This is a genomic window from Candidatus Dormiibacterota bacterium (assembly GCA_036495095.1).
Lineage (GTDB): Bacteria > Chloroflexota > Dormibacteria > Aeolococcales > Aeolococcaceae > CF-96.
In genome coordinates, this window is the sequence record DASXNK010000021.1 from 1 (window position 1) to 13612 (window position 13612).

Consider the following 13612-nt stretch of genomic DNA (forward strand, 5'->3'; position numbering starts at 1 on the left):
TCGGCGTGCTCGTCGGGCTGCCGGTCGGGCTCGGCGTGCTCGTCGGGTTCGGAGTGCTCGTCGGGGTGCCGCTCGGGCTCGCCGTCGGCGTGCTCGTCGCGGTGGCGGTCGGGCTGGGGGAGGGCGCCGGCGAGCCGGAGAAGCTGATCTGGACCAGCGTGCCCGCGGCGCCGACGGCCAGGCCGCCGTTGACATCGGTGAGCTGGACGCCGTGGAGGTTCGCGGTGGTCCCCGAGGCGGTGACCGACCAGGTCAGGCCGCCGTCGACCGACCGCAGGATGGTCCCGCCGTCGCCGACCGCGACGACCGTCGGGACCAGGGTGCCGAGGTCCGAGGCGGCGTCGCGGAGGCCCGCCACCGTCGGGATGCCGGTCAGCACGGTGGTCACCAGGCCGGGCAGCGTGGTCTGGGGATCGACGGTGAGGAAGCCGTCGATCACCGCGCCGCCGGCGCCCACCGCGATCACGCCGCTCGCCGACGGAGCGAGGCCGTAGAGGTTGGCGAGCGTGCCCGAGACCACCGGCGAGAAGAGCAGGTGGTGGATGGTGGAGTCGGCGTGGCCGACGACCATGGTGCCGGCGTCGCCGGCCGCGACCACCACGCCGTTGGCGAGATGGCGGATCGCGTTCAGCGCGGGCGAGCCGGGCACGCGGGCGTCGACGATGAAGGTCGCGCCGCAGCCGGCCGCGCCGGTCAGCTCCATGATCAGGCCGTCGGTGCCCACCACCTCGACCCGGCCGGAGCCGAGGGAGGCGATGGCGTGCAGGTTCTCGGCGAACACCGCCGGGGGAACGTTGAGCCGGCACCAGGCGTTGCCGCCGGCCTGGTAGTAGAGCGCGCCGTGGTCGCTGGCGGCGTAGACCTCGTCGTGGCCGAGCGCGTCCCTGCCCACGTTGAGGATCGCGTTGACGTTGACCCGGTCGGGCAGGTTGTCGAGGACGTCCCCGCTCGCGGTGTGGTGGACGATCACGCCGCCGGCGCCACCGAGGTAGCTGCCGGTGTTGTGGTCGATGCCGAGCAGGTCTGCGGTGGTGACGGTCGAGCTGAGCGCCGCCGCGGACTGGGGGTGTGAGGTCACCAGCGCACCGAGGGCGACCGAGCAGATGAGGCAGCCCGCGGCGCCACTCGCGATGGGCCGCTTCCGTCCGCGGAGAGGGCCTCGGCGAGGCGGTCCGGAATCGTTGATCGTGGTCACCTGGGTGGAACCTCCGTGCGCATGTCCAGTTGCCGCCGGACGAGAGGTGCCCGACACAACCGCAAGACCGCGCCCGTGACCCCGGCCTAACAGCGCGCACGGAGCTGTTTCATCCGTCACCGGATGACCACAGACGCCACCCGATCGTCACCGGGCGGCGGCTCAGTCGACGCCGATCCGCTCCGGAGGACGGCGCCCGCCGCCACGCGGCGTCCGCCCCAGCAGCCGGTCGAGCCATGGCGCAGCGCTGGTCAGCGTGGCCACCAGGGCGCTGGAGCCGCCGGCCTCGCCGCGGCGCATCCGGTCGACGATCTCCTGCCCGAGGTAGAGGGCGATGACGCTGGAGCCGATGGTGGCGGGATCGACCGCCCCGTCGAGCGGGGTGCCGGCGAGGATCCCGCCGGCGAGCTCGGTCGCGAAGTCGAACCACGGCTGCATCCGGGCCAGGATCTCGGCGCCGAGCCGGTCGTCGAACGCCATCCCGGCGACGATCTCCTGGACCGCGGTGAGGTGGCCCAGGGACAGGTCCTCGGCGTAGAGCTCCGCCATCGCCGCGGCCAGCGCGGACAGCGACGAGACCTCGTGGAGGCGTGACCGGTACCGGCTGAGGCGCTCGTCGCTGACCCGGTCCATCACCGCGAGCAGCACCGCGTCGAGGCTGCCGAAGTGATAGAAGATCAGTGCCGCGCTGAAGCCACCGGTGGTGGCGACCGCCCGCGCCGAGGTGCCCGAGTAGCCCTCGGCCAGCAGGGTGCGCAGCGCCGCATCGACGATCTGCGACCGGGTGCGGTCGCCGGCGTCGTTCCGCCGCCGCCGTCCGGGGCGGCGTCCCTCACCCTCCGGCTTCGATTTTTCCTGATCACTTGACTTGATCATATGTTCAGGATATGCTCTGGGCACATCGCCCGTCAACGGCGGGGTGGGCGCCACCGCACCGGGGGGACACGTCGTGGACGGCAAGGTCGTCGAATACCTGATCTACGCACCCGCCAGCCTGCTGCTGACGGTCTGGGTGGCCACCACCCTCCTCCGCCACGGGCGGCGGTTCCTGCTCGACGTGTTCCACGGCGAGGAGGCCCTCGCCGACTCGGTGAACCATCTGCTGGTGGTCGGCTTCTACCTGGTCAACCTCGGCTGCGTCACCCTGCAGCTGCGGCTCGACACCGAGCCCGCGAGCGTCGCCCAGGTGATCGAGGCGCTCGCCGGCAAGCTCGGCCTGGTGCTGGTGGTGCTGGGGGTGATGCACTTCGGCAACCTGCTCGTCCTCACCCAGATGCGGCAGCGGGCACTGCGACCCGCCGCTCCGATGCCGCCCCCCCCGCCCCCCGGCTGGCAGCCGCAGGCGCCCCGGTGACGCCGCCCCGGGCCACCGCAGCGGTGGTCGGAGCCGCGGCGGCGGGGGTCGGCGGATGGCGGCTCGCGGTGCTCGCCGGCCACTGGGGCCAACCCGCCTACGCCATGCCCCTCGGGGTCGTGGTGGTCGCCGCCCTCGCCCTCGGCGCGGCGCTGGTGGCCGCGGTGGTCACGGTGCGGGCGGCCCGGCCCGACGTCGTCCTGCTCGGCATCGTCAGCGCCGGCCTCCTCGCCTACGGGATCCTGGGGATCTTCAGCATCGGGCTGCCGCTGCTGCTCCTCGGCGCCGCCGCCTGCACCGCGCTGGTCCGCCGGCTGGGCGGCGCATCGCGCTCGCTGCGGGTTGCGGGCCCCGGGCTCGGCGTCGCCGTGGTCGCGATCGTCGTGCTCGCCGCCCAGCTGCCGGTGGTCGAGTGCAACCCGGCCGGGGTGACCTCCTCCACCCCGATCTGGCTGTTCATCGGCGGCGCCTCGGGCTCGTCGGGCTCGGGGTCGTCCGACAGCGGCCTGAGCACCGGCACGGTGACCACCGGCGGCGCCAGCTTCGCGTACCGCTGCGCGGGTGACCGGATGACGGACTTCCGGCGGCTGTGACCCGCCGTGCACCGGGTGGGTGATCCCAGCGCCGGGTCGCCCCGTATCGGTGGTGAACACAGCGTCTGCTAGAGTGAATCATTACAAAAGGTACATATTCGCTCGCGACGGAGACGCTCATCGCGGGACACCGCGGAGGTTGCCGACGTGAAGCTGCCGACCCTCCGGCCGAGGACGACGGCGCCGGGACCGGCGCCCGGCGACCCACCTCCGCCTCCGCCGAGCACGGTGCGGCGGCTGCTGTCGCCGCGCTTCCTGCTGGTGATGCTCGTCCTGCTCACCGTCAACGTCCTGCTGGCCCGCACCTGGGGGCCCCAGGGCCCGACCGTGGTGGCGATCCCCTACAACCCCACGTTCCTGAGCCAGGTGATCGGCGACAACGTGAGCAGCATCACCAGCACCGGCCCCACCATCCAGGGGATCGCGCGCACGCCGGTGCACGCCCCGTCGGCCACCGACAGCTCGGTCAACTTCACCACCGAGCTGCCCAGCTTCGTCGGCACCGGGCTGGAGGCCCTGCTGGTGCAGCACAAGGTGACGATCAACGCCGAGTCGCCGCTCCGCACCACCTCGCCGCTTCTCACCCTGCTGGTCACCTTCGGGCCCGCGATCCTGCTCATCGGCGGCTTCATCTGGCTCAGCCGCCGGGCCGCGGCGGCCGCCGGCGGCGGCATCTTCGGGATGGGGAAGAGCAAGGCGAGGCTGTACGACGCGGAGCGTCCCGGGACCACCTTCGCGGACGTCGCCGGGATCGACGAGGTCAACGAGGAGCTCAGCGAGGTGGTCGGCTTCCTCAAGGAGCCCGCCAAGTACCAGCGGCTCGGCGGCACCGTGCCCAAGGGCGTCCTGCTGGTCGGCCCTCCCGGCACCGGCAAGACGCTCCTCGCCCGCGCCGTCGCCGGCGAGGCCGGGGTGCCCTTCTTCAGCGTCGCCGCGTCGGAGTTCGTCGAGATGATCGTCGGGGTCGGCGCGTCGAGGGTCCGCGACCTGTTCGAGAAGGCCCGCGCCGCGGCTCCCGCGATCATCTTCATCGACGAGCTCGACGCCATCGGCCGCGCCCGAAGCTCGGCGATGCGGCTCGGCGGCCACGACGAGCAGGAGCAGACCCTCAACCAGATCCTCACCGAGATGGACGGGTTCAACGGCCGCGAGGGCGTCATCGTCATCGCCGCCACCAACCGCGCCGACGTCCTCGACGCGGCGCTGCTGCGACCCGGGCGCTTCGACCGTCGGGTGATGGTGCAGCCCCCGGACCGGGCCGGTCGCACCGCCATCCTCACCATCCACACCCGCGGCGTGCCGCTGGCGGACGACGTGGACCTGGTCAGCCTCGGATCGCAGACACCCGGGCTGGTCGGCGCCGAGCTGCGGAACCTCGTCAACGAGGCGGCCCTGCTCGCCGCCCGCCGCGACCGCACCGCGGTGAGGATGGCCGACTTCGGCGACGCCCTCGAGAAGGTGCTCCTCGGCGCCGCACGGCACATCGTCCTCTCCGAGAGCGACCGCGAGCGCACCGCCTACCACGAGTCCGGGCACGCCCTGCTCGGCCTGCTCCTCCCCGGTGCCGACCCGGTGCGCAAGGTCTCGATCGTGCCTCGCGGACGGGCCCTCGGGGTCACCGTCCAGAGCCCCGTCGACGACCGGCAGAACTACCCCGAGGACTACCTGATGGCCCGGATCATCGGCGCCCTGGGCGGCCGGGCGGCCGAGCTGCTGATCTACGGGGTGGTCACCACCGGGGCGGAGAGCGACCTCAAGCAGGTGACGAACATCGCCCGCGAGATGGTGGTGCGCTGGGGCATGAGCCCGCGCGTCGGGCCGCTCAACCTCGCCGACGACGGCGAGGGCGGCTCGCTGCTGGCCCCGCAGCGCCTCTACAGCGAGGCCACGGCGCAGGTGATCGACGCGGAGATCCGGCGGATCGTCGAGGAGTGCTTCGAGCGCGCCGGCCTCCTGCTCCGGGAGAACCGGGGGCCGCTGGAGGCGCTCACCCGCGCCCTGCTGCGCGAGGACACCCTCGGCGAGCACGAGATCCTGGCCATCACCGGAATCGTCCCCAGCCCGGACCGGCCGGCGGCGGCCGAGCCCCGGCCGGTGGTGTCGGTGGTCGGCTGACCGGCATGAGCGGGAGACCTCCCACCCGCACCGGGTCTCCCCATGAGGTGCTGCCCCGGCGGGTGGCGATCAACGAGGTGCTGATGCGACCCATGGAGCAGGCGGATTAGGGCGCCCGACTGGTCGGCGATCGCCCAGCTGGCGACCGCGGCCGGCACCCTGGCGCTGGCGATCGCGACCTTCTTCTCCATCCGCTCCGCCAACCACGCGGCGCGGGTGGCCGAGCGCACCCTGCTGGTCGGGCTGCGCCCGGTGCTGATGCCCTCGCGCGCCGAGGACCACGTCGAGGACGTCCTCTTCGGCGACGACCACAGCCTCTCCGTCCGCGGCGGCCTCGCCGTGGTCGAGGAGGTCGAGGGCCGCTACTACCTGGCGATCTCGCTCCGCAACGTCGGCGCCGGGCTGGCGGTGCTCCGCGGCTGGCACGTCTCCGACGGGCGCGAGCGCTTCGACCACGACCACGTCGACGTCGACGCCGCCCGCCGCCAGCAGCGCGACCTCTACGTCGGCGCCGGCGACATCGGCTACTGGCAGGGGGCGGTGCGCGAGCTCGACGACCCCTTCCTCCCGGTCGTGCGCCAGGCGGTCACCGGGGGCACCCCGCTGACCGTCGACCTGGTGTATGGCGACCACGAGGGCGGCCAGCGCACCGTCAGCCGCTTCGTGCTCTATCCCCGCGAGGACGGCGGCGCCGAGTGGCGCTCCGAGGTGACCCGCCACTGGCACCTCGAGGGGCCGTCGCCACGGTGAGCGTCCTGGTTGTGGTTCGGGGGACACGTGACATCGCGCGGCACCGGCTGGCGCCATCCGGGATGGCACGGATTGTCGAGCGGCTACCATCCCCGGGTGGCCTGCATGGACCGCGTCTTCGCCGCCCTCTACGACCGGCTCCTGGCGCCCTCGGAGCGCGGCTGGCTGGGCGAGGAACGCCGCCGGCTGGTCGGGCGTGCAAGCGGCGACGTGCTCGAGATCGGGGGCGGGACCGGCGCCAATCTGGCGCACTACGGTGAGGTCGACCGGCTCGTGATCACCGAGCCGGAGGAGCCGATGCGCCGCCAGCTGGAGCGACGGACCCGGTCGCTGGGTCGCGCCGTGGTCGTGGACGATGCGCCGGCGGAGCGCCTCCCCTTCGCCGACTCCAGCTTCGACACGGTGGTGTCCACGCTGGTGCTCTGCACCGTGCGCGACCCCGCCGCCGCACTCACCGAGATCGGCCGCGTGCTCCGCCCCGGTGGCCGGCTGCTCTTCCTCGAGCACGTCCGGGGCGACGGCCGTCGCGGCCGTCTCCAGGCCCGCTTCACCCCTGTGTGGCGAGTCCTCGCCGGCGGCTGCCACCTCGACCGTGACACCGTCGCGGCGATCCGCCAGCATTTCGAGGTGCGCGAGCTCACCTCGCTGCAGCCCCGGGGCGCCCTCGAGATGGTGGTCCGTCCCGGGGTCGTGGGCGTGGCCGTCAGAGCCTGAACCCGCGTCGCGGAGGGCTCACCGGTGGGCTTGTCCCTCCGCGCCGCGGCCAATCCTGAGAGAACGGGTTCATACGCAACACGTCCGGTTCCTCAGTCGACGGTGCCGTGGTACTTTTTCTCGTCGGCTCGCCTGTAATGTCGGCGGCATGGGCGTCCGGAGAAGGGTTGGGGCCCGCGCCACGCCGCGGGCCGGAGGACACATCGACATGGCCGGGTCCGGGTCCGGGTCCCCCAGCTTCCGCGGTGTCTCCGCCGTGGACGAGGTCCACATCCTCTGGATGACCGCGGGCCTCAGCTGCGACGGCGACTCGGTGTCGATGACCGCGGCCACCCAGCCGAGCATCGAGGACGTCCTCCTCGGCACCATCCCCGGCCTCCCCAAGGTGCACCTTCACAACCCCTTCCTCGCCTACGAGGTCGGCGAGGAATTCATGGAGTGGTTCTACCGTGCGGAGCGCGGTGAGCTCGACCCCTTCGTGGTCGTCTTCGAGGGCTCGGTGCCCAACGAGAACAACAAGGAGGAGGGCTACTGGGCGGCGTTCGGCACCGACCGGGTGACCCAGCAGCCGATCACCACCTGCGAGTGGATCGACCGCCTCGTCCACCACGCCTGGGCGGTGGTCGCCGTCGGCACCTGCGCCGCCTACGGCGGGATCCACGCGATGCTCGGCAACCCGACCGGCGCCATGGGTCTGACCGACTACCTCGGCAAGGGCTGGCGGTCGCGCTGCGAGCTGCCGGTGATCAACGTCCCCGGCTGCCCGGCGAAGCCGGACAACATCATGGAGACCCTCCTGGCCGTCCTCTGGCACCTCGCCGGCCTCACCGAGACCATCCCGCTCGACCAGCTGGGGCGGCCGACCTGGCTGTTCAACATGATGGCGCGCGAGGGCTGCTCCCGCACCGGGTTCAACGAGCACGCCGACTTCGCCACCGGCTTCAACTCCGTCAAGTGCCTCGCCAAGCAGGGCTGCTGGGGCTCGGTGGTCAACTGCAACGTCTCCAAGCGCGGCTGGATGGGCGGCATCGGCGGCTGCCCGAGCGTCGGCGGCATCTGCATCGGCTGCACCATGCCCGGGTTCCCCGACCGGTTCATGCCCTTCCTCGACACGCCGATGGGCGGGAAGCTCGTCTCCGAGCTGCTGCCGCCGCAGGGGCTGCGGCTGCGCGCGGTGCGCATGATCGCCAATGCCGAGGTCAACGTCGAGCCGACCTGGCGCGCCCCGGAGATCACGTGAACGCCCCCGGCGGGACGGGCTCGGGCGCCTCGATCGCCGCCATCGACGCCGCAGCCCTCGAGGCGCGGCAGCGCGGCCACAACCTCGCCGGGTTCCGCCGGCTCTGCAACAGCGCCGGGTATCAGTTCTGCGCGCGCTGTCGTGGCTGCGGCCAGGAGGTGAGCGTGCACCGGGGCAACGGCTCCTGGTGGCACTCCCCCATCGCCCCCTGTCCGCGCGTCCACGACGAGCGCAACGGTGGCCCCGAGGCTAGCGGGCGGCGCTGAGCGGAGCGTCCCGCCGCATGTCGCGGGCGCTGACCTCGACGCGCAGGCAGCGCTCGCAGTCGTGACAGATCAGGTGCAGGATCTGCGGCCGGTCCAGCGGCCGGGCGAGTGAGTGGCGGCGGCCACAGCACTCGCACGTGACGATGATGTGCACGGTGTCCCCCTCATATCCGCCCCGGGCCGGCTGCCGGTCTCCGGGTTGGTGACGCGCTCTCGACACCGCTTCTCTCCCCAGGACTCCGATGATCCGCGGATGAGACGCGCGAGCGCTGAAAAACCTGCGCGGTTCCGGCCAAAGCCGTGCGATTGCAGTGATTGAACCGTCACCGGCCCGGCGGTTGCGCCGTGCGCACCGTGCCATGCGATTGCGCCGCACGCAGACCTCGACGCGAGCCAGGGCATGCTCATGACACCGGATGCTTGCGCAGCCAGTGCAGCACCTGGGCGGCGTGCGCGTCCGGCGGGAAGACGGGATAGAACACGTGCTCGACGGTCCCGTCGCGGACGACGAGGGTGAGCCGCCGGTAGAGCACCATCCCGTCGACCGAGAAGGTCGGCAGCCCCAGCTGCGCGCCGAGCCGCAGCTCCGGGTCGGAGAGCAGCGGGTAGGGCAGCGCCAGACGGCCGGCCGCCTCGTCCTGGTCGGCCCCGCTCTGCGCCGACAGCCCCAGCAGCGCGGCGCCGGCGCCGCTCAGGTCGGCGTGGTGGTCGCGGAACGAGCACGCCTCCGGGGTGCAGCCCCGCGCCCCGGGGATGTCGTCCCAGCCGGTGGGCAGCGGCTCGCCGGGGGTGCCGGTGCGGGGATAGACGAACAGCACGGTGCGGCCGCCGCCGAGGGCGCCGAGGTCGACCTCGCCGCCGCCGGTGGCGCGCAGCCGGAGCGGTGCCAGCACACGCCCCGGCAGGTGGTCGGCCGCACCGTCGTCGACGGGGACCGGCAGTCCGGAGGGCAGCAGCTCGTAGGCGCTCACGGCCCTCGCAGCATAGCCGTCCGCCGCCGCCGCCGACCGCCGGCCCGCGGCGCACCGGCCGGCCGCACCGCGAGTTTCCAGGACCACCGCGCGCCGCATCCGGTCCATACTCCACGATCAATCCGGACTCGGGTGACCTCCGGATGTCGAGTCGGCTCGGCGGGAGGACAGCATGCACGGGCGTCGCCGGCCCCGGACGGCCGCCGCCGGCGGCGGTGCGGCCCTGCTCGCGGTGGTCCTCCTGGCCGCGGTCCACGCGCCGCTCACCACCGGCGCGAAGGTCACCCCGACCCAGGGCGGCCGCGTGCTCGTCGAGGAGTCGCCGTCGGGGTGCAGCGCCGGCTTCTGCTACGCCCCCGCCGACATCGACATCCGCGACGGCGCCACCGTGACCTGGTTCAACAACAGCGCCGCCGCGCACACCGTCACCCGCTGCACCCCGGCGGCGTGCGCCGGCCAGGGCCCCGGCGACGGCCCCGACGCCCTCGGCGACAGCGGCCCGTTCGCCAACGGCGCCAGCTGGTTCTTCACCTTCCGCACCCCCGGCCGCTACGTCTACTACTGCAGCCTCCACGGCTACCGGGTGATGCACGGCTCGGTCACCGTCCACGCCGCCGGCCCGCAGGCCACGCCCACCCCGGCCCAGCCCCTCGGCGTCCCCCTGCCCGGGACCCCGTGATTCGTACCGGGCGAGGCACGCCTCCGAGCTGAGTCAGCCCTGGTTCAGTCCCAGGTAGCGGGCGGAGATGTCGGCGACGATCTCCTCGACCTCGGTCCGGTCGAAGCCGGCGACGAAGTCGCGCAGCACCTGCTCCTGGCGCTCGCCGAGGCGCTCGAGCAGCTGCCAGCCGGTGTCGGCGACGGCCAGGCGCAGCTGGCGGCGGTCGTCGGCGTCGCGCCACTCCATGGTGAGGCCGGCGGCGTGCAGCGAGCGGACCATGGCGGAGACGTGGGCGCGGCTGGCATCGAGGTGGCGCACCAGCGCGCTCTCGGGAAGGCCGCCGTCCCCGGCCCGGGCGGCGAGCGTGAGGAGCACGTGATACTGGGCCGGGCTCAACCCCTCCTCGACGGCGAGCCGGTCGACCAGCGCGACCGCACGCCGGAACAGCATCCGCATCCGCGCCCGCCGCCGGATCCCCTCGCGCGCGGCGGCGGAGACCGGGTCGGTCCTTCCGGCCATGTGTCCTTCGGTCCAGTTGACAAACTCCGGCTCCCTCGCGGATTGTAGGTCGGGGGTACGGAAGCGTCTCGCAACCATCCAGGGGAGACCGCGTATGTCCGCCGTCATCCTCGACCTCGAGCCCGACTACCGGGAGGTGGTGGCGCTGATCTGCCGCCGCCTGGGGCTCCTCCCCGCCTTCGTCGCCGATCGGAGCCTGCTCCTCGAGGCGCTGGGCGAGGGCGAGGCCCACCTCCTCATCGCCGACTCCGACGCCGTCGGCGGCGCCGAGGGCATCGCCGAGCTGCGCCGGGAGACCGACCTTCCCCTGATCGTCCTCGGCGGCGGTCCCACCGAGCGCTACCTCGAGGCCGGCGCCGACTACCACCTGCCCAAGCCCTTCGCCCCCGCGCTGCTCCGCACCACCGCCCAGGCGGCACTGCGGCGGTCGGTGGCGGTGGCCCCGCTGGCGCGCACCCGCATGGTGCTCGGCCGGGTGGTGTTCGAGCCCAGCCGGCGCCGCCTGAGCAGCGAGCGCGGGCGGCTCTCGCTCACCAGCCGGGAGGCCGACCTGCTCGAGTTCCTGGCCACCCACACCGGCCAGGTCATCAGCCGCGCCCAGATCATCGAGGGCGCGTGGGGCGGCGTCGCCGAGGCCACCGACGCGGCGGTGGTGAGCAGCGTCTACCGGCTCCGCCGCAAGCTCGTCGAGGCCGGGGCGACGGTGCGCATCGCCACCGTGCCCGGCCAGGGATACCGGCTGCTCCTCGACGCCGGACCGGGGCGGGGGCTGCTGCCCGCCGGGTCGGCCACGGTGGTGCTGCCACGGTCCTGATCGCCTGTGCCCTGCGCCGCGAGGCGGCGGCGGTGCGGCGCCGGCTGGGGGCCCGGCCCGGGGTGCGGGTGGTGACCACCGGGATGGGCCCGGCGGCGGCGGCGGGCGCCGCGGCCGCGCAGCTGGACGGGCGGGTCGTCGTGGTGGTGGTCGCGGGCGTCGCCGGGGGCTGTCACCCCACGCTCGAGACCGGCACGGTGGTCGTGGCCGAGCGGCTGTGCGACCTGGCCGGGCACCCCCTCGACGCGCCTCCCCCGCCCTCGAGGGTCGTCGCCACGGTCCTCGGCGCCGCCCCGCCCGCGGTCGCGGGCCTGGTGGCGAGCGGCGACGCCGTGGTCGACGACCCCGCCGCCCGGGCCCGCCTCGCCGCCGCCGGCGTCCTCGCCGTGGAGACCGAGGCGGCGGGGTGGGCACCGGCGTGCCTCCGGGCCGGTGTCCCGCTGGTGGTGGTGCGGGCGATCCTCGACACCCCGGCGCGTCCCCTGGGCGCCGCCGCCGGCCTCGTCGAGCCGGGCGGCGACCGCCCCTCCCCCCGCCGGCTGCTCGGCCTGGCCGGCCGTCCCGCCGCCTGGGCGTCGCTGCCGCGGCTGGCGCGGGCCGCCGCCCTGGCCGAGCGGCGCGCGGCGTGCGCGGTCGCCGCCGTCCTCGACGGGCTGCAGCGGCGCCGCGGCTGAGCGCGGGCTACCCGCTCCGCTTCAGGGTGCCCAGCCGCTTCGCCCGCCGCTCGGCGACGGCGAACAGCCAGAGCGCGGCGGGGATGAGCACGACCCCCATCAGCAGCAGCAGGCCGACCTGGGGCAGCAGCGCGGCGACGTGGGCGCCGTGGAGCAGCGCGTCGCGGATCGACGACAGCGTGTAGGTGAGCGGCGACAGCACCCCCACCGCCTGGAGCGGCAGCGGCAGCACCGAGACCGGGTAGTAGACGCCGGAGACGAGCAGGAACAGCCCCTGCAGCGCGGTGCTCATCTGCTCGCCCTTCTCCGGCGCCAGCAGCGGCAGGATCGCGATCAGGATCCCCAGGCCGATGAGCGGCACCGTCGACGCCGCCAGCACCACCGCGGCGGCGAGCAGGTCGGCGTGGGAGAGGTCGACGTGGAAGACGAGCAGGGCGACCACGACCACCGCCGCGGTCCGTGCCATGCCGTAGAGCACGGCGAAGACGCAGATGCCGAGCAGGTGGGTGGTCCGCCTCACCGGCGCCATGAAGGTGTACTCGATGGTGCCCTCCCAGCGCTCCCAGGCGACGATGTAGGCGACCTCCATGAACACCAGCGAGAGATAGCTCCAGAGCATCGAGCCGGCGAGCAGGTACAGCTGGATGGCACGCAGGTCGACGTGCCCGCCGACGCCGGTGGCCTCCAGGCCGGTGGCGAGGTAGCCGATGCTCATCACGCTGACCATGCTGTAGACGAACCACACCGCCTCCCACGCCCAGAAGCGCTGGTAGATGTTCTTCTGCCGCTCCAGGAAGCCGACGAACGCGCCGACCTCGTGGCGGAGCGCGGCGGTGCTCATGAGCCGTCCTCCCTGTCGTCACCGATGCTGCGGCCGGTCATGCGCAGGAACACGTCCTCGAGGCTCTCACCGGAGCTGCACAGCTCCGCCGGCGGCGCGTCGGCCACCACCGCGCCGGCCTCGAGGATGACGATGCGGTCGCAGAGCGCCTCGGCCTCGGCGAGGTCGTGGGTGCAGAGCACGATGGTCACGTCGCGCTCGTCGCGCAGCACCTGGATGAGCCGCTGCACGTCGCGCTTGGAGTGGGGATCGAGACCGGTGGTGGGCTCGTCCATGAGCAGCAGCGAGGGGGTGGTGAGGAAGCTGCGCGCGATCGCCACCTTCTGCTGCTGGCCGCGCGAGAGCTGCTTCATCGGACGGTCCATGGCGTCGGCGGGCAACCCCAGCCGGGTGAGCACAGACACCGCGCGCGGGCGCGCATCCTCGACGGTGCCGTACAGCCGCGCCGCGTAGAGCAGGTTCTCCCACGGGCTCAGCTCCTTGAAGAACGCGGCCTCGACCGAGACCCGGTTGATGCGGCGGCGCACCGCAGCGGCGTCGGCGACCACGTCATGCCCGAAGACGCGCGCGGTGCCGGTGTCCGGCACCATCAGGGTCGCGAGGATGCGGATGAGTGTCGACTTGCCGCTCCCGTTCACGCCGATGATCCCGGTGATCCCACCGGCGCGCATCTCCAGGTCGAGGGCGTGCAGCGCGGTTTTCTCGGTCGCCGCCCCCCGCCGCCAGGGCAGCCCGCCCGGACGCGTGCGGAAGCGCTTGCTCACCCCGCGGAGCTCCACCGCCGGCGCCGTCCGGCCCGGCACCGGTGTCGCCTCTGCCACCGTCAGCATCTCTGTCACCCGTGATCTCTCTGTCTCGATGAATCGAAAAGGACCGCTGTGGCCGGGCCACGCGGTCCTCGAGAT

At 73.5% G+C, this 13612-nt stretch carries 16 protein-coding genes and 1 pseudogene; 10 read left to right on the plus strand and 7 right to left on the minus strand.

All coding sequences use genetic code 11. The features are described 5' to 3' along the window. Both VGL20_01710 and VGL20_01715 read right to left on the minus strand, forming a co-directional pair. Nucleotides 1–1078 (minus strand): hypothetical protein (locus VGL20_01710; protein ID HEY2702383.1); only part of this gene is annotated, 1078 nt, incomplete at its 3' end. Between the two features lie 279 nt (nucleotides 1079–1357). Further along, the gene (locus VGL20_01715; protein ID HEY2702384.1) at nucleotides 1358–2071 is read right to left on the minus strand and encodes a TetR/AcrR family transcriptional regulator; all 714 of its coding nucleotides are present in this window, start codon (nucleotides 2069–2071) and stop codon (nucleotides 1358–1360) included. A gap of 73 nt (nucleotides 2072–2144) precedes the next feature. Here VGL20_01715 and VGL20_01720 point away from each other — a divergent pair, with 73 nt between their 5' ends. The 7 genes from VGL20_01720 (at nucleotide 2145) to VGL20_01750 (ending at nucleotide 8227) form a co-directional block, all read left to right on the plus strand. Then, a complete protein-coding gene (locus VGL20_01720) occupies nucleotides 2145–2549 on the plus strand; it encodes a hypothetical protein (protein ID HEY2702385.1) in 405 nt (134 codons plus the stop codon). Beyond that, nucleotides 2546–3142 (plus strand): hypothetical protein, encoded by a 597-nt coding sequence (locus VGL20_01725; protein HEY2702386.1) that lies wholly within the window; start codon nucleotides 2546–2548, stop codon nucleotides 3140–3142. The genes VGL20_01720 and VGL20_01725 overlap by 4 nt, the downstream gene beginning before the upstream one ends. 147 nt (nucleotides 3143–3289) lie before the next feature. Next, entirely contained in the window at nucleotides 3290–5257 is a 1968-nt protein-coding gene (gene ftsH / locus VGL20_01730) for an ATP-dependent zinc metalloprotease FtsH (protein ID HEY2702387.1), read from the plus strand. A 216-nt stretch (nucleotides 5258–5473) separates the two neighbouring features. After that, nucleotides 5474–6007, plus strand: coding sequence for a hypothetical protein (locus VGL20_01735; GenBank protein HEY2702388.1), 534 nt, complete (start codon nucleotides 5474–5476; stop codon nucleotides 6005–6007). Nucleotides 6008–6112: 105 nt separating this feature from the next. After that, nucleotides 6113–6721: a class I SAM-dependent methyltransferase gene (locus VGL20_01740; protein ID HEY2702389.1), complete on the plus strand. Its 609-nt coding sequence runs from the start codon at nucleotides 6113–6115 to the stop codon at nucleotides 6719–6721. A 208-nt stretch (nucleotides 6722–6929) separates the two neighbouring features. After that, a complete protein-coding gene (locus VGL20_01745; GenBank protein HEY2702390.1) occupies nucleotides 6930–7961 on the plus strand; it encodes a hydrogenase expression protein HypE in 1032 nt (343 codons plus the stop codon). Continuing rightward, entirely contained in the window at nucleotides 7958–8227 is a 270-nt protein-coding gene (locus VGL20_01750) for a hypothetical protein (GenBank protein HEY2702391.1), read from the plus strand. The genes VGL20_01745 and VGL20_01750 overlap by 4 nt, the downstream gene beginning before the upstream one ends. Here VGL20_01750 and VGL20_01755 read toward each other — a convergent pair. Together VGL20_01755 and VGL20_01760 are read right to left on the minus strand one after the other, a co-directional pair. Continuing rightward, a complete protein-coding gene (locus VGL20_01755) occupies nucleotides 8211–8381 on the minus strand; it encodes a hypothetical protein (GenBank protein ID HEY2702392.1) in 171 nt (56 codons plus the stop codon). The two genes, VGL20_01750 and VGL20_01755, sit on opposite strands and share 17 nt — an antisense overlap. A 250-nt stretch (nucleotides 8382–8631) precedes the next feature. Further along, nucleotides 8632–9180 (minus strand): annotated as a pseudogene (locus VGL20_01760) (peroxiredoxin). A 190-nt stretch (nucleotides 9181–9370) separates the two neighbouring features. On the opposite strand from VGL20_01760, the gene VGL20_01765 reads away from it, so the two are divergent. Next, nucleotides 9371–9877, plus strand: coding sequence for a plastocyanin/azurin family copper-binding protein (locus VGL20_01765; protein ID HEY2702393.1), 507 nt, complete (start codon nucleotides 9371–9373; stop codon nucleotides 9875–9877). Nucleotides 9878–9910: 33 nt separating this feature from the next. Here the strand turns inward: VGL20_01765 and VGL20_01770 are convergent, their stop codons facing one another. Further along, nucleotides 9911–10378, minus strand: coding sequence for a MarR family transcriptional regulator (locus VGL20_01770; GenBank protein ID HEY2702394.1), 468 nt, complete (start codon nucleotides 10376–10378; stop codon nucleotides 9911–9913). Nucleotides 10379–10472: 94 nt separating this feature from the next. Between VGL20_01770 and VGL20_01775 the strand changes: the two genes are divergently transcribed. After that, nucleotides 10473–11192, plus strand: coding sequence for a response regulator transcription factor (locus tag VGL20_01775; GenBank protein HEY2702395.1), 720 nt, complete (start codon nucleotides 10473–10475; stop codon nucleotides 11190–11192). A 32-nt stretch (nucleotides 11193–11224) separates the two neighbouring features. Further along, nucleotides 11225–11866, plus strand: coding sequence for a hypothetical protein (locus tag VGL20_01780; protein HEY2702396.1), 642 nt, complete (start codon nucleotides 11225–11227; stop codon nucleotides 11864–11866). 7 nt (nucleotides 11867–11873) lie between these two features. Here the strand turns inward: VGL20_01780 and VGL20_01785 are convergent, their stop codons facing one another. Together VGL20_01785 and VGL20_01790 are read right to left on the minus strand one after the other, a co-directional pair. Beyond that, nucleotides 11874–12707: an ABC transporter permease gene (locus VGL20_01785; protein HEY2702397.1), complete on the minus strand. Its 834-nt coding sequence runs from the start codon at nucleotides 12705–12707 to the stop codon at nucleotides 11874–11876. After that, nucleotides 12704–13537 carry an ABC transporter ATP-binding protein gene (locus tag VGL20_01790; protein HEY2702398.1) on the minus strand — a complete coding sequence of 278 codons (834 nt, stop codon included), beginning with the start codon at nucleotides 13535–13537 and terminating at the stop codon, nucleotides 12704–12706. The genes VGL20_01785 and VGL20_01790 overlap by 4 nt, the downstream gene beginning before the upstream one ends. Between the last annotated feature and the right edge of the window lie 75 nt (nucleotides 13538–13612).

What these genes read in the sequence shown, in the direction of transcription:
- VGL20_01715 (HEY2702384.1), bottom strand. Translation starts at nt 2,071, where the DNA reads ATGATCAAGTCAAGTGATCAGGAAAAATCGAAGCCGGAGGGTGAGGGA.
- VGL20_01740 (HEY2702389.1), top strand. Translation starts at nt 6,113, where the DNA reads ATGGACCGCGTCTTCGCCGCCCTCTACGACCGGCTCCTGGCGCCCTCG.
- VGL20_01745 (HEY2702390.1), top strand. Translation starts at nt 6,930, where the DNA reads ATGGCCGGGTCCGGGTCCGGGTCCCCCAGCTTCCGCGGTGTCTCCGCC.
- VGL20_01765 (HEY2702393.1), top strand. Translation starts at nt 9,371, where the DNA reads ATGCACGGGCGTCGCCGGCCCCGGACGGCCGCCGCCGGCGGCGGTGCG.
- VGL20_01770 (HEY2702394.1), bottom strand. Translation starts at nt 10,378, where the DNA reads ATGGCCGGAAGGACCGACCCGGTCTCCGCCGCCGCGCGCGAGGGGATC.
- VGL20_01775 (HEY2702395.1), top strand. Translation starts at nt 10,473, where the DNA reads ATGTCCGCCGTCATCCTCGACCTCGAGCCCGACTACCGGGAGGTGGTG.
- VGL20_01785 (HEY2702397.1), bottom strand. Translation starts at nt 12,707, where the DNA reads ATGAGCACCGCCGCGCTCCGCCACGAGGTCGGCGCGTTCGTCGGCTTC.
- VGL20_01790 (HEY2702398.1), bottom strand. Translation starts at nt 13,537, where the DNA reads ATGCTGACGGTGGCAGAGGCGACACCGGTGCCGGGCCGGACGGCGCCG.